This is a genomic window from Rhizobium sp. CNPSo 3670 (genome assembly GCF_057784555.1).
Map to the genome: position 1 here is coordinate 208,792 of NZ_JBXSOL010000001.1, position 19,680 is coordinate 228,471.

A 19,680-nucleotide genomic window follows, 5' to 3' on the forward strand; every position below is an offset into this window, starting at 1 on the left:
CCTTTCAGATCGCCCTTTTAGATCGGTAGCCGCCGGCCCTGATCCCGGACGAGATCGCCGAGCTTTTCCAGGTAAAGCGCACCGCCGACGGTACGTTTGATGATCACATTACGACGGTCGGCATCGTCGCGCACGCGATCAACCAGGCCCATCTCACCCATCGTATCCAAGGCGCGAGTAATGACCGGCTTGGTGACGTTGAGCGTGGCGGCAAGCCCGCGCACAGTGTGGGGCGGCGGCACGAGGTAAATATGCAGGAGGATCGCCATCTGGCGCAATGTCAAATCGCGGTCGTCATGACGAACCTGGTCGAGCGCCACGCCATGCCAGAGCCCCAGCGCCTGCGAGGCGGTCAGTTCGATCGGCACGGCCCCTCCGGAAATCGTTACGCTAGCGTTTCATTTTCCGGCAGTTGCCGTGGACATTCAAGTGGTGGCGGGAACTGCCGCCCGGCAGGGTGAATAAAATTTTAACGATCGGCCGCCAGGCGCAGTGCGTAACAGAGTCGTGCAAATGCGCCTTAGCATTATCCAGGAGGCGTCAGCGCAGGCTGGTGCGGATATGGTGAAAGAGCGCGCGGATCGCCTGTGCCTCGCCGCCGCCTGGCGAATGTGGCCGTTCGGCCTGAGCCCAACCGTAAATATCGAAATGCGCCCAGCTCTTGGTCTTGCTAACGAAGCGCTTGAGGAAAAGCGCGGCGGTGATCGACCCCGCCATGCCGCCGGCCGGGGCATTCGTCAGGTCGGCGAATTTGGCGCGGACATCTTTTTCGTAGCCGGCATAGAGCGGCAGGCGCCAGATCGGATCATCCGTCTCCAGGCTTGCTTCGGTCAGGTCATGGGCCAGATTGGCATCATCGGTGAAGAAGGGCGGAAGATCCGGACCGAGGGCAACGCGGGCAGCCCCCGTCAGCGTCGCCATGTCGATCAAAAGTTCGGGCTCTTCCTCGTCGGCATAGGCAAGCGCATCGGCCAGGATCAAACGGCCTTCGGCGTCAGTATTGTCGATCTGGACGGTCAGGCCCTTTCGGCTGCGGTAAATGTCACCGGGGCGGAAGGCATTGGAGGAGATGGCGTTTTCGACGACCGGTACGATGACGCGCAGATCGACCTTCAGCTTGGCGTCCATGATCATCAGGGCCAGTCCCATGACATTTGCCGCGCCGCCCATATCCTTCTTCATCAGCAGCATCGAGGCGGCAGGCTTGATGTCGAGACCGCCGGTATCGAAGCAGACGCCCTTGCCGACGAGCGTTACCTTGCGATGACCCTTCTTGCCCCAGCGCAGCTCAAGAAGACGCGGCGCATCGGCGCTGGCGCGGCCGACGGTGTGAACCAGCGGGAAATTTTGGGTGAGCAGTTCATCGCCGGTGATGACCGATAGTTCCGCCTTGTAATGTCCGGCCAGGGCGCGGAAAGCGGCCTCGAGCTGGTCCGGTCCCATGTCGTTTGTCGGCGTATTGATGAGGTCGCGGGCAAGAAAGACGCCGGCGAGCTGGCGCTTGATATCGGCGCCGTCGGCATCGCGGGGGATCATCAAGGTCGCTGCCGACGACTTTTCCGATTTGTAGCGATCGAAACGGTAGCTGCCGAGCCCGAAGCCGAGGGCGAGGCGATTTGCCGTCAGCGGCGCGGTCTCAATGTGCCAGTCGCCGGCGGGCAGCGCACGGGCCAGCCTGCCGGTGATGTAGGGCTGTTCGGACGGGTTGGTCCCCAGGCCGAAAAGCGCACCGCCGAGCTGGCCGTCGGCAGTCGGGATCAGCAAGAGCGAGCCGCTTTCGGCCTTGTAGCCTGCCTTACGCGCCCAATCGAGCGCAATCGGATCGATCGTGCCGGTCTCGATATGGGCAGGGGTGACGGCAAAGATCGGCAGCGTCGAGCCGCCCTTCGTGTTGAAGGGAGTTGGTCTTTCGATGAACTGATAGGGGGCCATGATTGTCCTTCGGCGGTCGTCAGGAATCGCTCCTTAACGGTCTGTTAGGGTTAACAGACTATTGCTGGAGCGAAGATTGCGTCAAACCTTTCCCTGTTCCGCTTCGAGGTCAGGCGCCGATTTCGGAATCAGGAACGCAACATGCCTGCCTCGCGCATCACCATATCCACCAACCGTATCCTGCAGGGCGCAGCAGCTTCGCTGATCATCCTCACTCTTGCCGGCTGCTCGACGACGGCCAAGGACCGGATGACGACAGGCTCGGTGCCGAAGCTTACCAAGCCGGTCGAAGAGATGGATGCGACCGAGCTGCGCTCAGCGACGGACCGGATCGGCCAGGCCTATGAAAAAAACCCGCGCGATCCCGTCAACGGCGTCAACTACGCCAACCTGCTGCGCATGAGCGGCCGCGACGCGCAAGCGCTCGCCGTCATGCAGCAGGTGGCGATCGCCAATCCGGGCGACCGCAATGTGCTGGCCGCTTATGGCAAGGCGCAGGCGGCGGCCGGGCAGTTCCAGCAGGCGCTCGACACGATCGGCCGCGCCCAGACACCGGATCGTCCCGACTGGAGGCTGATCTCGGCCGAAGGCGCAATCCTCGACCAGATGGGCCGGGCGAGCGAGGCCCGGCAACGCTACCGCGACGCGCTCGACATTCAGCCGAACGAACCTTCCATCCTTTCCAACCTCGGCATGTCCTATGTGCTGACCGGCGATCTGCGCACGGCCGAAACCTATCTGCGCTCCGCCGCCGGGCAGCCGACCGCCGACAGCCGCGTCCGGCAGAATCTTGCCCTCGTCGTCGGCTTGCAAGGGCGTTTTGCAGAAGCCGAACAGATCGCGCGGCGAGAGCTTTCGCCGCAGCAGGCCGATGCCAACGTGGCCTATCTCAAGGGTATGCTCTCGCAGCAGAATTCCTGGCAGAAGCTCGCTGCCAAGGACAAGGCGCCGGGCGCCGCCGGTGACAGCAACACCAACTGACCTCGTCATTTTGCCGGAGGACCAGCCCTTCTCCGCCTGAGTTACCTGACGCTGAGGCCCGAAAGAATGAGCCGCAGACCAAGACCGCCCATCACCGCACCGGCGGCCCGGTCGATCCAGCCCTTGGCATGGAGATAGAGCCGCCGCGGGTGGCGGGCCGAAAAGGCGAGCGCCACGATCGAATACCAACCCGCCTCCACCGCGAAGACGCCGACCGGCAATGCGACGAGAAGATCGAGCGGCACCGTCCGCGGCAGAAGCGCCGCAAAAAGGCTGGCGTAGACGATGATGGTCTTCGGGTTGCTGAGCTGCGTCAGCAATGCGGTCATGAAGCTGCGCACGGGTGCACGATGGCCATTGACGGCATGGGAAAGCTCGATCGGCTTTGCGGCGCCTCGCCAGATATTGACGGCGATGTAGAGGAGATAAGCACCGCCCGCCACCTTGAGCAGCACATAGAGCCATTCGAATTGCGACAGCAATGCTGTCAGACCGGCGAGCGCCAGACCGGCGAAAACGACGCCGCCGGCGCCCATGCCGAATGCCGCCGCAAGTCCATCCAGCCGCGAACGCGAGATGGCGATCCTGGAGACGACGACGAAGCTCGGGCCGGGGCTCATCGCGCCGACGACCAAGGCTGCCATGATGCTGATGAAAATGCCTGCGGAAGACATCGGAACCTCTCCTTCGGAATCGGATTGCGCTGGGACGGTCACTTCCGTGCTCCCGACACCATCCCGTTTACCAGCTATGCCAGCGCCGGTCACGCGGGTCGAAGTGGCCCCTTGCGGTTCAGAACCTATCCGCGACCTGTATGCCGGCCGGGCCGAGAATGACCGCGATCAGCACCGGCAGGAAGAACAGGATCATTGGCACAGTCAGTTTCGGCGGCAGGGCGGCCGCCTTCTTTTCCGCTTCGTTCATCCGCTCGTCGCGTCCTTCCTGGGCGAGAACGCGCAGAGCCTGCGCAACCGGCGTGCCATAGCGGTCCGCCTGGATCAGCGCCTGGGTCACCGAACGCACCAGCTCGAGCTGTGTGCGCGCGGCGAGATTATCGAGCGCCACGCGACGATCCGGCAGGAAGGAGAGTTCGGCGGTGGTCAACACCATCTCCTCGGCAAGCGGCGGCGACTGCTCGCCGAGCTCCTCCGACACGCGACGCATCGCCGCCTCCATCGAGATGCCGGATTCGACGCAGATCAGCATCAGGTCCAGCGCATCCGGCCAGGCGCGCTTGATCGAGTGCTGACGCTTGCTCATGCGGTTGGAGATATAGATATTCGGCGCATAAAAGCCGAGATAGGCGATGCCGATGACGGCGAGCATTCGCATCGGCATGCCGCGCTCCGCAAGGCCGCCGAGACCGAAGACCCAGAAGGCGGCGAGCGCGAGGAAGAGAAATGGCAGCAGGAAGCGCGCGACGAGAAAGGTATTCAGCGCATTTTCCGAGCGAAAACCCGCGGCACGCAGCTTGTTGACCGTGTTTTCGTCGACAAGCGCCTTACGCAGATTGAAGCGTTCGACAATCTGGCGGACCGACCGGTTGTTCTGATTTCTGAGCGAAGCCTTGCCGGCGCCCGGTTCGGTGTTCATGCGGGCGCGTTCGCGGGCGCGGATCTGCTCGCGTTCGGTCGAGACAGCTTTCATGCGCTTGCTGAGATCGCCGCGCTCGAAGAAGGGGATGGCGATCGTGTAGAGAGTCGCGAAGACGGCGATCGCGACGAAAACAGCGATCAGCATGCTCGGATTGGTCAGCGTTGCGGCAAGATCCTGCGACATGGTGCTTCTCTCCCGCTAGATGTCGAAATTGACCATGTTGCGCATGACGAGGATGCCGATCGACATCCAGACCGCCGAGGCGCCCATGATGAAATGGCCGCGCGGATCGGTGAAAAGGACGATCATGTAGTTCGGCGAGGTGAGGTAAACCAGGGTCGCGACGATGAACGGCAGAGCACCGATGATGACGGCGGACGCCTTGGCTTCCATCGACAGCGCCGAGACCTTGGCCTTCATCTTCCTGCGCTCGCGCAGCACCTTTGACAGGTTGCCGATCGCCTCGGAGAGATTGCCGCCGGCCTGCGACTGGATAGCGATGACGATCGCGAAGAAGTTGACTTCCTGGAGCGGCATCTGGAGCGTCATGCGGGCGCAGGCGTCGGGAATGCTGAGGCCAACTTGCTGGGCTTCGATCACCCGGCGGAATTCGCTCTTCACCGGCTCAGTGCCTTCGGTCGCGATAAGGCGGATCGCATCGTTGAGCGGCAATCCCGATTTGATCGAGCGGGTGATGACATCGAGCGCATTGGGGAACTCGTTGAGGAACTTGTTCTGGCGGCGCTTGATCAGGAAACCGATGACCCAACGCGGCAGGCCGAGTCCGGCCACGAAAGCGATGCCGATCATGACCATCCACGACGCGCCGATGATGAAGGCCATGAGCAGCAGCACCGAAGCGAAGATGGCGCTGAAGAGATAGAACTGCGTCAGCGTGACCGCCAGACCGGCCTGCACCAGCCGCGATTTCATCGACAAGGTCTTCTTGGTCTTTTCGTTCTGGCGCTTTTCCAGATCCTTCAGGTTATCCTGCACCGATTTGCGCCGCTTCGACATTTCCTGCACCCGGTCGCGGGCAGCCTTGACCTTGGCGCGGTCGACCTCAGCCGATTTGACACGGTTGATGCGGCTTGCCGATTTCTTGTCGGCCTCGATCCGGGAAAACAACAGGACATAGGCGACCGCCGCAGCGGATACAGCGGCGAGGACGACGATTGCCAGGACTAGCGGATCGAATCCGAACATCACCCTATTCCTTCGATTTCGCTTCCATCGCGTCGAGGGCAGCGGCCAGGCGCTTTTCCTCGTTGAAGTAACGAGCCCGATCCCAGAAATGCGGTTTGCCGACGCCGGTCGACATGTGCCGGCCGATCAGTCGGCCGCCCGCATCCTCGCCCTCGATCTCGTAGCGCATCAGATCCTGGGTGATGATGACGTCGCCTTCCATGCCGATCACCTCGGTAATCTGTGTGATGCGACGCGAACCGTCGCGCAGGCGTGCCGCCTGGATGATGACGTCGACGGAGGTGGAGATGATCTCGCGGACCGTCTTTGCCGGCAGCGTGAAGCCGCCCATCGCGATCATCGATTCGATACGGCTCAGGCATTCGCGCGGCGTGTTGGCGTGGATCGTGCCCATCGAGCCGTCATGACCGGTGTTCATCGCCTGCAAGAGGTCGAAGACTTCAGGTCCGCGCACTTCGCCGACGATGATGCGTTCGGGACGCATGCGCAGGCAGTTCTTGACCAGATCGCGCATGGTGATCTCGCCCTCGCCTTCGATATTCGGCGGACGCGTTTCCAAACGCACGACATGCGGCTGCTGCAGCTGCAGTTCGGCCGTGTCCTCGCAGGTGATGACGCGCTCATCCCGGTCGATATAGTTGGTAAGGCAGTTCAGGAGGGTCGTTTTACCGGAGCCCGTGCCGCCCGAGATGATGACGTTGCAGCGCACGCGCCCGATGATCTGCAGCACGGTCGCGCCTTCCGGCGTGATCGCGCCGAAACGGACGAGCTGATCGAGCGTCAGCTTGTCCTTCTTGAACTTGCGGATGGTGAGCGCCGGCCCGTCGATCGACAGCGGCGGCGCGATGACGTTGACGCGCGAGCCATCGGGCAGGCGCGCATCGCAGATCGGGCTCGATTCATCGACGCGACGGCCGACCTGGCTGACAATGCGCTGGCAGATGGACAGAAGCTGCGCATTATCGCGGAAGCGGATTTCCGATTCGATCGTCTTGCCGCCAACTTCGATGAAGGTCTGGCCGGCGCCGTTGACCATGATGTCGGCGATGTCGTCGCGCGCCAGCAAGGGCTCCAGCGGACCGTAGCCCAGAACGTCATTGCAGATATCCTCGAGCAGTTCTTCCTGCTCGGAGATCGACATCGCGAAATTCTTGATGGTGATGATGTCGTTGACGATGTCGCGGATTTCCTCGCGCGCGCTTTCGCCATCGAGCTTGGAAAGCTGCGAGAGATCGATCGTGTCGATCAGCGCGGAAAATACCTGCTGTTTGGTATCATAATATTCGTCGGTGCGAACGGGCCGCTTGCGCTGCGGCGCCTGAGTCGGGGGCGGCGTCATCTGCTGGCGCAAGGGTTCGCGCTGGGGTTCGACGAGGACGGCAGGAGAAGAAGCCACGGGGGCGGCGGCCGGGGCCGGCGGCGGCGGAGGAGCTATTGCGCCTCCGGCCTTTCCGAAACCTTCGTTTCCGCGTTTTCCAAACATGCCGCTTAATCCGATCTCTTCATTCTACATCTACTTCCGCTTCAGGAGGCCGAGCAGGCCGCCCTTCTTCGCCTTCTTGATGGCGACCCGGCCGGTGACGATGTGCGATATCTGCGAAAAGGTTTCGGCCGTCGGCGACTTCGGATCGACTTCCGAGATCATCCGGCCGCTGTTGGCGGCGTTGCCGAAGAGATTGATGTCAAAGGGAATGATCGCGATCGGATCGATCTCCAGCGGCTCACAGAAATCCGACGGCGATATCTCCGGACGTTTCGGCATGCCGACCTGATTGAGGATCAGATGCGGCGGCTTGTCATTCGGCCGCATCTTGCGCAGCGCGTCCAGCATGTTTTTGGTGTTGCGCAGGTTGGCAAGGTCGGGAACCGCGGTGATGACCACCTCGTCGACACTCGCCAAAACCGTGCGCGTCCACTCCGACCACGCGTGCGGAACGTCGAGCACGGTGACGGGCGCGCTGCGCTGCAGGACATCGAGCACCGGCTGGAAAGCCTGGCCATCGAAATCATAGGCGCGGTCGAGCAGCGAGGGTGCGGCAAGCAGGGAAAGGTGTTCTGAGCATTTCGTCAGCAGGCGGTCGAGGAAGACCTCGTCGAGCCGATCGGGCGCAAAGACCGCTTCGGCTATGCCCTGTGCCGGATCCTGATCGAAGTCGATATTGGCCGTGCCATAGGGCAGGTCGAGATCGGCGAGGATCGTCTCGGTGGAGAAAAGATTGGAAATACCAAAGGCGCAATTATGCGCAACGGTCGAGGCGCCGGTGCCGCCTTTCGAGCCGATGAAGGCTATGCTGCGGCCGAGCGGCTCGGCTTCCGGATCGACGAAGATCGAGGCCATTGCCGCCAGAATGTCGGGCATGGCAACCGGCTGAACCATATATTCGGAAATGCCGTTGCGGATGAGTTCGCGATAGAGCCCAATATCATTGTAGTAGCCGACGATCACGACCTTGGTCGTCGGATCGCAGACGGCGGCGAGCGGCGCAAGTTCGCCCAGCAGGCTTCCGGAATTGGCTTTGGTCTCGAGGATGATCAGGTTCGGCGTCGGAGCGCCGGCAAACATGTTGGCGGCAGCGGCTATGCCGCCGCTGGTGATGCGCATGCTCACCTTCGCCATGCGCCGATCATTGGCGCAGCGTTCCATGACATGCTGCAGGGCCTCGCTTTCGCAAAAAGCGTGAACCGAGATGCGCGGCAACGGCCGCATATTTTCCAGATCCGCCATCCGCACGGCCTCTTCGGCGTGGCGAAGTTCGCTGGGGTTCCTGATTTCGTATTCGATTGCGCTCATCGTCCCGTTCCGCCTCAGAATCCGCTATCGCTGGCATCTTCGATCGTCGTCGACGTCGTCCGGTATTCTTGGATGGCGTTGTTGCGCCGCTGTGCATCGATCGGCGTCATGCCGCGGGGCGCCACCAGGTCCTCCGGATTGGCGATCTGGGCGGCAAGGTTGTTCTGAGAGGCGCAGCCGAAGTTATAGTAGTTCTGGTTGGCGAAATCGTTGGAGATATCCTTCGGCCATTGGCCGCATTGCGTCGTGACCGCGGTCGTGCCGGTAAAGCTCAACCGGATCGGCGCCGCATCGCCGGCACCGGCAGCGGCATAGGACGTATTGATGATTTTCGAGCTTGCGATCCCTCTCGCCGCCAGCTCGGCGCGGACCTGGTTGCGCAGTTGATAGGCTGCTGCGGAATTGGGCGAACCTTCCGGCGACAGGACGTAAACCAGGCCCGAGGCGCGTGATATGTAGTTTGCAGCAAAGCCGCGGATGAGGTCGCGCTGCGCGATGGTCAGGCGGCGGTCGGTCGAGGCGACGGGTATATCCACCGTCTGCTCGGCCTCCGTAACGATGATCGGATGGCGGGCGCGGTAGTCGTCAGGGATCCCGCCTGTCGTCAGCTGGTCATGCGGACCGGCGCATCCGGACAGGATCGCCACCGACATGACGGCCGCGGCAAAAAGCGCCCTGGAGTAACCGAGGCGGTGTGTCGTCGCATTGATATGGGCCATCGCCTGATCTCTGTTCTGTGCCATTGCTGCCGACCGTGCCCCGCTCATTTGTAGATGAACCCGATCGAGCCGTGGAACTGCGCGTCGGCGACAGGCGCCTCGCGGCGGCCATAGACCTTGTTCACACGGTTGAGGAAGAAAGTTGCACCGTCATTCTCAGGGCTGAAATTGTCATCCGGCCGGTTGAGCTGATTGCGCGCCACCGGACGCACCAGGTAGGGTGTCGCGATGATCACAAGTTCGGTTTCCTGACGTTCGAAACCTTTCTGGCGGAACAGCGTGCCGAGAAGCGGGATCTTGGAGACGCCGGGCGTGCCGCCCATCGTCTGGGAAACATTGTCGCGGATGAGGCCGGCCAGGGCGATCGAGCCGCCCGAGGGCAGTTCCACCGAAGTCTCCGCCGAACGGCGCTGATAGGTGGCGTTGCCGCTGCCGGCCACCGGCTCGGAGACGTTCGTCTTGATCTCCAGGCTGATGCGCCCGGACGACAGCACGACCGGTTTGAAGGCAAGGTTGATACCGTAGTTGAAGGGAACGACAGTGACGTTGCCGTCGTTGTCGGTCGTCGAATACAGCTGCTGGCCGCCGGAATTGAAGGTCGCCGCCTGGCCGGATATCGCCGTCAACGTAGGCTCTGCAAGCGTCCTGACGACCTTGGCCTGCTCCAGGGCGTTAAGATAAGTCGAAATGTCGTATTTGCCGATCGAGCTTTTGAAGAGCGCCGCCAGGCCGCCGCCGACGGTGGCTGTGGCGCTGTCGGCGCTCGGAGCGCCAAGCTGAGCGACAGTCATGCCGGAGGAATTGGAGACGAGGTTGTCGAAGCCGAGCTGCTTCAGCACCTCGCGGCGAACCTCGGCGATCGTCACCTTGAGGGTGACCTGGTCCTCACCCTGGATCTGCAGCAGGTTGACGACCTGCGACGTCTGGCGGCCTTCGGCGAAGAGCGCCACCGAGCTGTCGCCGCCGGTGCCGGATGCCGTCTCGGTTCTCGTCGTCGCTTCGCCGCCCTTCAGGAAGACCTGCGCCAGATCGGCCGCTTGCGTCGCGTCCTGCGGCGTGCGAACGGTGCCGGTCAGCACAATATTGTCGGAGACGATTTCGACCTTGATGTTGGAGTCGGGAATGAAACGGCGGAGATTGGTTTCAAGGCCCGAGACATCGCGCTCGATCTCGATATCGAGATTGACGATCTCCTGCCCGCCGGCGCCGAAGACAAAGATATTCGTCTGGCCGACCTTCTTGCCGAACAGGTAGATGCGCCGCGAAGTGCGGGTCACGGCATCGGCCATGGTCGGATCGGAGACGAGGATATCATGGGCATCCTCCGGCAGATCGACGACGACGGCCTTGTTGAGCCCGAGCTTCAGCCGGCGATGGGCCTCGGGGCCGGTCTGCGAGATACGCACAAGGCTTTCCGCGGCACGCGCCTCACTGACAGCAAGAAGGGGCCCGAAAGAGGCCGGCGCCATGCCGGTCGCGCCGATTGCCAGCGACAGGCAGCCTGTCAGGAGAAGCTTGGCGCGCCGCGTTGAATTACCCATTTGCACGTCCTTTACTCCGCCTTCGGCGCCGCGCCGGCATCCGTCACGATGGAGCCCGACTTGATGACCTGAATGATCGCGCTGCCGTTGTCGCCGCTCAGCAGATAGTCCGCCGCACTGGTATCCTGCTCCTGCGCATCGGCGACGGAGCGCAGAGCGAGCGAAAGCCGGTCAGCCATCTGCTGGGCAACGGCGAGAACTTTCGTCTGGTCTGGGGTCAGTTCCAGCGTTGCGGTCGTGCCGACCACGGTCTTGGATCCGTCATCCTTTTCCTGGATCTGCTGGTCGATGGCGAGAACGCGTACATTGCTCAGCACGGTCTCGGTGATGAGCTTGTTGGCCTCGGTGCCCTTGCGGACCATGATGACATCGACGCGATCGTTCGGCAGGATGAAACCACCGGCGCCCGTTGCCACAGATATCTCAGTCGCGACGGCGCGTTTGCCGGCCGGCAACAGCGAGGACAGGATGCGGCTGCTGGAATCGGCGACTTTTTCGGGCCGAATCGGCTCGCCTTCGAAGATCGGCAGACGCACGACGGCGCCCTGCAGGTCCTTGATAGCATCCGGCTTGTCGGCTTCGGTGATGAAGCCTTGAACGACGCCTTCTTTCGGCCAGGCCATCCAATGCACCGTGTCGTCGCCCAGTCTCGCTCCGACCGGCAGATTTTTGCTCGATACGAGGATGTTGACGGTGGGTTCTTTCTCGATGACCGACTGCACCTGCGTGACGACGCCACCGCTGCCGGCCATGCGCATTGCCAGGAGCCCGGCTAGGCCGGCTGCCACCAAGGCGACAGCTAGAATTATAAGGCGGGCCGGTTTCATCGATCATTCCTCAAGGCACGATATGTTCGCCCTGCAGAATGCTCAGGAATTGGTATAATTATGGTTAATGGAATGCTTACATTTTAAGTTAATGGGCATTTAAAATGCCGTTATTTCAAGCTTTCCAGCGCAGCGATGAAGAGCGGCGAGGACGGGAAGGCCATGAAGCCGCCGATCGCGATGGCGATGCCGTAGGGGATCTTCTTGGCGAGCAGCAAAGAGTTGGGCACCGGCAGGCCGATCGCAAGGATGGTATTCGACTGCGCCCTCACCAGCAGGATGAGCAGGGTGATGAGCCCGCCGATAATGGCAACATCGGTCATCAGGAAAAGCAGGGATTCGTTCACGCCGAACCAGAGGGCGGTGGCGCTCAACAGCTTTGCGTCTCCACCGCCCATCACATTGAAGGCAAACAGAGCGAAGCATGCCGTAAAGACGATAGCGCCGGCGGCAAGATGCATGCCGATTGCCTGCAGGCCGAGACCGCAAAGTGGTGCGAGAATGAAGAAAGAGGCGATGAGGATCAGGGAAACACGGTTCGGGATCGTCATGGTGAACAGATCCGAGAAGGCCGCGAAGGCGAGGCAGAGTGGCAATATCACAAAGACTGCGGCTGTGATCATGCTTAAACCCGATCCTGACATGATGCGAAAAGGCTCACGGCCGTTCAGCCTGTGAGCCCGCTCGATGTATCAACCAATCAAAAGGCCGTTATTATGCGGGTGCCGTTGGGCGGCACTCGGTCTCAGCCGCCGCTCGCAGTTTCGGCATTGCCCATCTTGGTGCTCAAGCCGTTGAACGTGTTGCCGATCTTCTGGCCGAGGGTCGTCGCGCCGGCGATGAGTGCTACGGAAATGAGGGCTGCGATCAGACCGTATTCGATTGCGGTCGCGCCGGATTCGTCCTTCAGAAAACGGCTAAAAAGCTTGGTCATGGGTACTCCTAACTCCAGTTGATGTTCAGCACGTCCGCCAACTGTTGCCGTTGATCGGATGAACCGCAATCTAATGAATGGCCGTTTCCATCGGCTTAAGAAAAAGAGTTAACAGCGTGTGAAGGGCGCCGGAGGCTCCCGCAGGGTAAGCTTTACCTTATTCATTTAGTTCAATATTTAATGATATTCAGAGGTTAACAACTGGATTTATCTGGAAATAGTACAGGCACCGCATCCAGCCGCAACCTACACCGCCCGGCGCCAGTGCCAAATCAGGTCATCCTGCTTCACCGCGAAACAGGATGGTGAGCTTAAGGCTTCGTTCACCATTTTTTTCCATTCTATGCGCTATTGCGCTGTGATCGTGAAAGAGGACCCAATGTCATCGAGCGGCAAAACCATTTTCTTTGCCGGCATGATCGCCGTTTCCGGTGTTTCGGGAATTTCCTCGGCCGCAGACGATGACATGCTGCGCGTCTATATGGATCATGCGCGCGTCTTGAAGCTCGACCGCCCCGTCAGCAAGGTCATCGTCGGCAATGCCCAGGTCGCAGACGCGACCGTGGCCGATGCCAAGACCATCGTGCTGACAGGGCGCAGCTTCGGCACCACCAATCTGGTTCTTCTGGATGCCGACGGCAACGCGATCCTGGACGAGCGCATCCTTGTATCGATAGACGAGGGCAACACGGTGCGCGTCTACCGGCAGACCGAGCGCTCCGTGCTGTCCTGCACACCCAATTGCGAGCAGCATGCGCAGCAAGCGGCCGCCGGCGCCACATCACCCTGATCGGTCCGGCTTCGGATCTTCTACCATTCGTTAAAATCGTCGTATCGGCCTGAAACGGAAAATCAACGAACGGACCCTAGTGTGGCAGGCAGAGATGTCGCTCGGGTCCAGGCAATGACGGTAGTTGATCAGAAGACGGATAGGGAGCGCGCCTTCGCGCCGTACCGTTTCTCCATGTTTCGCGCTGTCGCCCGCTCGCGCGATGGCGCAGCGGCGATCGAATTTGCCTTGCTTGCCATCCCATACTTCCTGGTGATCTTCGCGATCCTTGAAACCTTCATCGCCTTCGCCGCCGAAGAACTTGTCTCCAACGCCGTCGATACGATGAGCCGCCGGATGCGGACCGGGCAGATCACTTACAATCTCGGCCGTACGACCGATATGAGCCAGACGCAATTCCGCCAGGCGTTCTGCAACGAGATCTCGATCCTGATCAGCTGCTCGACCAGCGAAGCCGCCACGCCGAGCAAGCTTTACGTGGATGTGCAGACGTTCAGCTCCTTCTCGGCCATTCCGACGACGATCCCCAAAGTTTCCAGTGATCGATATGCCGACATCAACACCGCGGCCTTCAAATATACGCCTGGCGGTGCCGGCACAATCAACATGCTGCGCGCCTACTATCGATGGGAAATCATCACGGATCTGATCCGGCCCTATATCACGACGATCCGTCCGTCCGACGGTTCGATGCCGACGCAATATCTGATTATCGCCACCTCGGTCTTCCAGAACGAGCAGTATCCATAATGGCGTTGCGCAACCCGTTCTCCAGACTGGTACAGCAGGCGCGTCGGCTGGCGCGAGAGCGCAATGGCGCCGGAGCGATCGAATTCGCAATCCTCTTTCCCGTGCTCATCATGCTCTACATCGGCGCTTTCGAGATCACGATCGGCCTCAGCGTCAGCAAGCGTGCGACACGAGCCGCTGGTGCGATCGCCGACCTCGTCACCCAGCAGCAATCCGTCACGAAGAGCGCGCTTGCGCAAATGCCATCGGTGGCAACCGGGATGTTCGTACCTTACAACACGACATCGCTGACACTGAAAATCACCGGAATTTCAATCGACGCCAGTGCCAATGCGAAAGTGCTCTGGTCCTGGGCCCAGGATGGCACGACGCCTTACGCCAAGAATGTGACGGTGAGCGACGTGCCGGCCGACATGAAGACGGCAAATAGCTTCCTCGTTCGGACCGAACTCAGCATCCCCTATAGGATGTTCCTGTTCGCGCCGAACTTCATGCCGGATGGGATGCGCACGATCACCATCAGCCGCAGTTTCTTCTACCGCCAGCGGCAAGGCGACTCGATACCCTGCGGCGACTGCTGACCCCTTCCCCATCTCGAATTTGCCAAGCCAGACGCGGCGCTATATGCGTGGGCTTCAGCCTCCGACGGTTCGGAGGCCGGCGATCGGTCCTTTCGGGGGTAAAATGGCGCGCGCCTTTCTTTTCGTTCTCGATTCCTTCGGCGTCGGCGGGGCGCCTGATGCGGCAGCCTATGGCGACGAGGGCGCCGACACACTCGGCCATATCGCCGAATTCTGCGCGGCCGGTGCCGGAGACCGCGCCGGGCTGCGCAGCGGGCCGCTTTCCCTGCCTAACATGTCGGAACTCGGGCTTCTGCACATCGCCCGGGCGGCCTCCGGCCAATTTCCGGCCGGCATGCCCCTGCCGGAAAAGGTCTACGGCATTTATGGCGCGGCCAGCGAAATCTCCCGCGGCAAGGACACGCCATCGGGCCATTGGGAGATCGCGGGGACACCTGTCAGTTTCGATTGGGGATATTTTCCGACGGAAGGCGATGCCTTTCCCCCGGAGCTGATCGAGACATTATGCCGGGAGGGCGACATTCCCGGCATTCTCGGTAATTGCCACGCCTCGGGAACGGAAATCATCTCCAGGCTCGGCGAAGAACATATCCGCACCGGCAAGCCGATCTGCTATACGTCCTCGGATTCGGTCTTTCAGGTCGCGGCGCACGAAGCGCATTTCGGCCTGGACCGGCTGCTTGCCTTCTGCCGCACGGCTCGCGCCCTTCTCGATTCCTACAATATCGGCCGCGTCATCGCCCGGCCCTTCATCGGCCAATCCGCCTCCACCTTCCAGCGCACCGGAAACCGGCGCGACTTTTCCGTTCTGCCGCCGGAGCCGACGCTGCTCGACCGGCTGGTCGAGCACAACAGGCACGTACATGCCGTGGGAAAGATCGGCGACATCTTCGCCCATCAAGGCATTTCCAAGGTCATCAAGGCCAGCGGCAACGAGGCTCTGATGGATGCGTCGCTCTCGGCAATCGACGCGGCCGAGGACGGCGATCTCGTCTTCACCAATTTTGTCGATTTCGACATGATCTACGGCCATCGTCGCGACGTGCCCGGTTACGCGGCAGCGCTCGAAGCCTTCGATGCCCGTCTGCCTGAGGTCCACAAAAAGTTGAAACCCGGCGACCTCGTCGTGCTGACCGCCGACCATGGCTGCGACCCCACCTGGCGCGGCACGGATCATACGCGCGAGCGCGTGCCGATCATTGCCTACGGCCCCGGCATCCGGTCGCGTTCCATCGGCGTTCGTCGCACATATGCCGATATCGGCGAAAGCATTGCGCGCCACCTCGGCATCCCCGGCGGAGCGCATGGAAGGAGTTTTTTGTGACATCGCATTTGAAGAAGGTCGAGCTGCACTGCCATCTGGAGGGTGCGGCACCGCCTGTGTTGACAGAGGCGCAGGCGCGGAAATACGGCGTCGACATCAGCGGCGAGCTTCGCGACGGCGCCTATGTCTGGCACGATTTCGCAAGTTTTCTCGAGTGTTACGACAAGGTTTCCGAGGTCTACAGGACGGAGGAGGATTATGCGCTTCTGACGGAAACCTATCTCGACGAACTTGCAGGCATCAATACCATCTACAGCGAACTCATCGTGTCGCCCGACCACGGCAAGCGCATCGGGCTCGGCGCAGACGCCTATATATCAGGCGTCTGTGAAGGCATCCGGCGGGCCAAGGCCAAAAGCGGCATCGAGGCTCGGCTGATCGTCACCGGGGAACGGCACTTCGGTCCCGAAAGCGTGATCGGTGCGGCGGAATATGCGGCAAAAGCTGGCAACCCTTTGATATCAGGCTTCAATCTCGCCGGCGAGGAGCGCATGGGCCGTGTGGCCGATTATATCAGAGCTTTCGACATCGCCCGCGATGCCGGCCTGGGATTGACCATCCATGCCGGCGAAGTCTGCGGCGCCTTCAGCGTTGCCGACGCGCTCGATGCCGTGCGGCCCGCGCGCATCGGCCATGGCGTGCGCGCCATAGAGGATACCGATCTGGTGAAGCGGCTTGCCGATCTCGGTACCGTGCTTGAAGTCTGCCCGGGGTCCAACATCGCACTCAGGGTCTTTCCCGACTTCACTTCGCATCCGCTGCGGCGCTTGAAGGAAGCGGGTGTGCGGGTGACGATCAGCTCCGACGACCCGCCGTTTTTCCATACATCGCTGAAGCGGGAATACGAGCTTGCCGCCGATGTTTTCGGATTCGCCGATGCGGAAATCAACGCCATGACGCGCACTGCAATCGAGGCTGCCTTCGTCGACGATGAGACGCGCAAGGCGCTGCTTGCCCGCCTTTAAGGCGAGAGGCTGGGGAAGACCGACGCAAATTCGGCTCCACTCTTGCGGTCGAGCCGATTTCCGTGAAAGAAACATTCGATAGAAAGAATGAAAGGCTTCCCCATGGACGGCGTCACGGTCATCGATCACCCGCTTGTGCAGCACAAGCTCACCATCATGCGGCGCAAGGAGACATCGACGGGAAGTTTCCGGCGCCTGCTGCGCGAAATCTCCACGCTGCTCTGTTACGAGGTCACCCGCGATCTCGAATTGACGATGGCGACGATCGAGACGCCGCTGCAGACGATGGACTCGCCGATCCTCGAGGGCAAGAAGCTGGTCTTCGCCTCGATCCTGCGCGCCGGCAACGGACTGCTCGAAGGCATGCTCGACCTCGTGCCATCCGCGCGCGTCTCGCATATCGGCGTCTACCGCGATCACGAGACGCTGCAGCCGGTCGAATATTATTTCAAGGCGCCGGAAGACGTGGCCGAGCGCCTGATCATCGTCGTCGACCCGATGCTGGCGACCGGCAATTCGTCGATTGCGGCAATTGACAAGCTCAAAGAACGCGGCGCCCACAATATACGCTTCCTCTGCCTGCTTGCCGCTCCGGAAGGCATCCGCAACTTCCGCGCCGCGCATCCCGATGTTCCGGTCTTCACCGCAGCGATCGACAGCCATCTCAACGAGAAGGGTTACATCATGCCCGGCCTCGGCGATGCCGGCGACCGCATGTACGGCACCAAATAATTTCAGCCTTCCTATACCAAATCGAAAGGCTTTATGGCCCGGACGGTTCGCTCCGGGCCTTTTTGTTATCCATATTAGCAACTTATCAGGATTTGAGGCTTAGCAAGCTGGAAGCATGAGGCCCTGCATGAAGCGGGGTTTATACAGGAAGGATTTCTGTTTCATGCTCGTGCGTACCGTCATATTCGCCAGCATCGCCGCGGTGCTGGCCACGCAGGTACCTTCTCTCGTTGGAAGCGTCAGCCAGCAACCTGCCGACGTTCTCTCCGCCAATTACGTATCTGCCGACGCCCGCCAGTCCGCGGCACCGGCGCCCGCTTCCGGCAATAGTACGATCCGCCTGCAGGCGGATGCGCAGGGCCACTATACCGGCAGCTTCAAGATCAACGGCAAGCCTGTGCTAGGGCTGATCGATACCGGCGCCACCTACGTCGCCCTCAACGAGACACTCGCCCGCCGGCTCGGCTATACCGCAAACCAGCTCGACTTTCGCTATGGTGTCAACACGGCAAACGGCCAGACGAAGGCCGCGCATTTGACCCTCGATCGGGTCGAAATCGGCGGCATCCGCGTCCGGAATGTCGAGGCCTTCGTGCTCAGGGACGACGCGCTCACGACCACCCTGGTCGGCATGAGCTTTCTGCAGAAACTCGCCTCCTATTCCGTCGCCGACGGCTCGCTCAGCCTCAAACAGTAAACCGCATCAGACCCGGCCTGCAATGACGGGGGCCAGTTCCGGCCTGTCGTCAGCAATCCGATAATGCACGGCAAGGGCCGCAGCAGCTTTTCCCGCCGCGGCTTCGTCGGCAGCGTGAACGACAGCGATCGGATCGCCCGCATTGACTCGGGTGCCAAGCGGCAGGAGGCCGGAGAAGCCGACGCGGTGATCGATTCGATCTGCCGGGTGCCGGCGGCCGCCGCCGAGATCGATGACGCTGATGCCGATACCGCGCGCGTCGCAGGCGGCAAGCCAGCCCGATCGGGCGGCCGGGACTTCTTTTTCGACCGGCGCCCTCGCCAGGTATCTATCCGAATTCTCGACGAGATCGGCCGGTCCGCCGAGCATGGATACCATACGCCCGAAGCTTTCGGCCGCCTCGCCCGATGACAGCGCTCGGCGCGCCATCCCATTGGCTTCTTCAGAGGAGGCGGAAATGCCCGATTTCAACAGCATCTCGGCGGCGAAGGCAAAAACCACGGTCTCAAGCCGCGTGCCGCTCTTCCTGCCCGCCAGGAACTCCAAACAGTTGCGCATCTCGACCGCATTGCCGGCGCAATCGGCGAGCGGCTCATTCATGTCGGTGATCAGGGCGGAGGTCTTCACGCCGGCGCCGTTGGCCACCTCGACCAGGGAACGCGCCAGCATCTCCGCCTGACGGCGATCAGCCATGAAGGCGCCGTTGCCGAGCTTGACATCGAGCACCAGCGTCTCAAGCCCGGCCGCGAGCTTCTTCGACAGGATGGAGGCAGTGATGAGCGGAATGGAATCGACGGTGGCGGTCACATCGCGCACGGCATAGAGCCTGCCGTCGGCAGGAGCCAAGGTTCCGGTCTGGCCTATGATGGCGCATCCCGCCTCCTTCACCACCCTGCCGAAGAGCTCCGCATCAGGGGTGATCGCATAGCCGGGAATGGATTCGAGCTTATCCAGCGTGCCGCCGGTATGGCCGAGGCCGCGCCCTGAAATCATCGGGACGGCGAGGCCGCAGGCAGCGGCGATCGGCGCCAGCATCAGCGAGACATTATCGCCGACGCCACCGGTCGAATGTTTGTCGGCGATCGGACGGTCGATGCCAGCCCATTGCAGCTTGTCGCCGGAATTGGCCATCGCCAGCGTCAGCGCCACGATTTCCTCGCGTGACATGCCTTTGAACCAGACGGCCATGGAGAAGGCGCCGATCTGGCCTTCGGACAGCTGCCCGGCGGCGAGTGCCGCGATGAAGGAGCTGATATCGGCGGCGTCGAGTTCCTCGCCATCGCGTTTACGCCGGATGATCTCCTGCGGAATCAT

The 19,680-nt window shown here is 61.5% G+C and carries 21 protein-coding genes; 8 read left to right on the forward strand and 13 right to left on the reverse strand.

The window, feature by feature from the left end:
- Nucleotides 1–17: 17 nt before the first annotated feature.
- Complete coding sequence (locus tag AC13QO_RS01065) at nt 18–368, reverse strand: MarR family transcriptional regulator (RefSeq protein ID WP_011423607.1); 351 nt, start codon at nt 366–368, stop codon at nt 18–20.
- 172 nt (nt 369–540) lie between these two features.
- Nucleotides 541–1,932, reverse strand: coding sequence for a leucyl aminopeptidase family protein (locus AC13QO_RS01070; RefSeq protein WP_085776598.1), 1,392 nt, complete (start codon nt 1,930–1,932; stop codon nt 541–543).
- Nucleotides 1,933–2,073: 141 nt separating this feature from the next.
- Between AC13QO_RS01070 and AC13QO_RS01075 the strand changes: the two genes are divergently transcribed.
- The gene (locus tag AC13QO_RS01075) at nt 2,074–2,913 is read left to right on the forward strand and encodes a tetratricopeptide repeat protein (protein WP_085776597.1); all 840 of its coding nucleotides are present in this window, start codon (nt 2,074–2,076) and stop codon (nt 2,911–2,913) included.
- Between the two features lie 41 nt (nt 2,914–2,954).
- Here the strand turns inward: AC13QO_RS01075 and AC13QO_RS01080 are convergent, their stop codons facing one another.
- From AC13QO_RS01080 to AC13QO_RS01125, 10 genes are all read right to left on the reverse strand, one after another.
- Nucleotides 2,955–3,587: a LysE family translocator gene (locus AC13QO_RS01080; protein ID WP_085776596.1), complete on the reverse strand. Its 633-nt coding sequence runs from the start codon at nt 3,585–3,587 to the stop codon at nt 2,955–2,957.
- Nucleotides 3,588–3,705: 118 nt separating this feature from the next.
- Nucleotides 3,706–4,692 (reverse strand): type II secretion system F family protein, encoded by a 987-nt coding sequence (locus AC13QO_RS01085; RefSeq protein WP_085776595.1) that lies wholly within the window; start codon nt 4,690–4,692, stop codon nt 3,706–3,708.
- 15 nt (nt 4,693–4,707) lie between these two features.
- Nucleotides 4,708–5,715, reverse strand: coding sequence for a type II secretion system F family protein (locus AC13QO_RS01090; protein ID WP_085776594.1), 1,008 nt, complete (start codon nt 5,713–5,715; stop codon nt 4,708–4,710).
- 4 nt (nt 5,716–5,719) lie between these two features.
- Nucleotides 5,720–7,198 carry a TadA family conjugal transfer-associated ATPase gene (locus AC13QO_RS01095; protein WP_085776593.1) on the reverse strand — a complete coding sequence of 493 codons (1,479 nt, stop codon included), beginning with the start codon at nt 7,196–7,198 and terminating at the stop codon, nt 5,720–5,722.
- A gap of 30 nt (nt 7,199–7,228) precedes the next feature.
- The gene (locus tag AC13QO_RS01100; protein WP_085776592.1) at nt 7,229–8,506 is read right to left on the reverse strand and encodes a CpaE/TadZ family protein; all 1,278 of its coding nucleotides are present in this window, start codon (nt 8,504–8,506) and stop codon (nt 7,229–7,231) included.
- Nucleotides 8,507–8,520: 14 nt separating this feature from the next.
- Entirely contained in the window at nt 8,521–9,273 is a 753-nt protein-coding gene (locus AC13QO_RS01105; RefSeq protein ID WP_085776591.1) for a CpaD family pilus assembly protein, read from the reverse strand.
- On the reverse strand, nt 9,270–10,766 hold the full coding sequence (locus AC13QO_RS01110) for a type II and III secretion system protein family protein (RefSeq protein ID WP_488539712.1): 1,497 nt from the start codon (nt 10,764–10,766) through the stop codon (nt 9,270–9,272). The genes AC13QO_RS01105 and AC13QO_RS01110 overlap by 4 nt, the downstream gene beginning before the upstream one ends.
- An 11-nt stretch (nt 10,767–10,777) precedes the next feature.
- Nucleotides 10,778–11,593, reverse strand: coding sequence for a Flp pilus assembly protein CpaB (gene cpaB, locus AC13QO_RS01115; protein ID WP_085776589.1), 816 nt, complete (start codon nt 11,591–11,593; stop codon nt 10,778–10,780).
- Nucleotides 11,594–11,703: 110 nt separating this feature from the next.
- Complete coding sequence (locus tag AC13QO_RS01120) at nt 11,704–12,216, reverse strand: A24 family peptidase (protein ID WP_085776588.1); 513 nt, start codon at nt 12,214–12,216, stop codon at nt 11,704–11,706.
- A gap of 122 nt (nt 12,217–12,338) precedes the next feature.
- Nucleotides 12,339–12,527 (reverse strand): Flp family type IVb pilin, encoded by a 189-nt coding sequence (locus tag AC13QO_RS01125; RefSeq protein WP_085776587.1) that lies wholly within the window; start codon nt 12,525–12,527, stop codon nt 12,339–12,341.
- A gap of 379 nt (nt 12,528–12,906) precedes the next feature.
- On the opposite strand from AC13QO_RS01125, the gene AC13QO_RS01130 reads away from it, so the two are divergent.
- The 7 genes from AC13QO_RS01130 (at nt 12,907) to AC13QO_RS01160 (ending at nt 18,366) form a co-directional block, all read left to right on the forward strand.
- Nucleotides 12,907–13,317, forward strand: coding sequence for a pilus assembly protein N-terminal domain-containing protein (locus tag AC13QO_RS01130; RefSeq protein ID WP_085776586.1), 411 nt, complete (start codon nt 12,907–12,909; stop codon nt 13,315–13,317).
- 114 nt (nt 13,318–13,431) lie between these two features.
- A complete protein-coding gene (locus tag AC13QO_RS01135; RefSeq protein ID WP_085776585.1) occupies nt 13,432–14,067 on the forward strand; it encodes a TadE/TadG family type IV pilus assembly protein in 636 nt (211 codons plus the stop codon).
- Entirely contained in the window at nt 14,067–14,648 is a 582-nt protein-coding gene (locus tag AC13QO_RS01140) for a TadE/TadG family type IV pilus assembly protein (protein WP_085776584.1), read from the forward strand. The genes AC13QO_RS01135 and AC13QO_RS01140 overlap by 1 nt, the downstream gene beginning before the upstream one ends.
- 103 nt (nt 14,649–14,751) lie before the next feature.
- A complete protein-coding gene (locus AC13QO_RS01145; protein WP_085776583.1) occupies nt 14,752–15,972 on the forward strand; it encodes a phosphopentomutase in 1,221 nt (406 codons plus the stop codon).
- Nucleotides 15,969–16,937, forward strand: coding sequence for an adenosine deaminase (locus AC13QO_RS01150; protein ID WP_085776582.1), 969 nt, complete (start codon nt 15,969–15,971; stop codon nt 16,935–16,937). Before AC13QO_RS01145 ends, AC13QO_RS01150 begins: the two co-directional genes overlap by 4 nt.
- 102 nt (nt 16,938–17,039) lie before the next feature.
- On the forward strand, nt 17,040–17,669 hold the full coding sequence (upp, locus tag AC13QO_RS01155; RefSeq protein ID WP_020920114.1) for a uracil phosphoribosyltransferase: 630 nt from the start codon (nt 17,040–17,042) through the stop codon (nt 17,667–17,669).
- A gap of 127 nt (nt 17,670–17,796) precedes the next feature.
- Complete coding sequence (locus AC13QO_RS01160) at nt 17,797–18,366, forward strand: TIGR02281 family clan AA aspartic protease (RefSeq protein ID WP_085776581.1); 570 nt, start codon at nt 17,797–17,799, stop codon at nt 18,364–18,366.
- Between the two features lie 6 nt (nt 18,367–18,372).
- Here AC13QO_RS01160 and deoA read toward each other — a convergent pair whose 3' ends face one another.
- A complete protein-coding gene (gene deoA, locus AC13QO_RS01165; protein WP_085776580.1) occupies nt 18,373–19,680 on the reverse strand; it encodes a thymidine phosphorylase in 1,308 nt (435 codons plus the stop codon).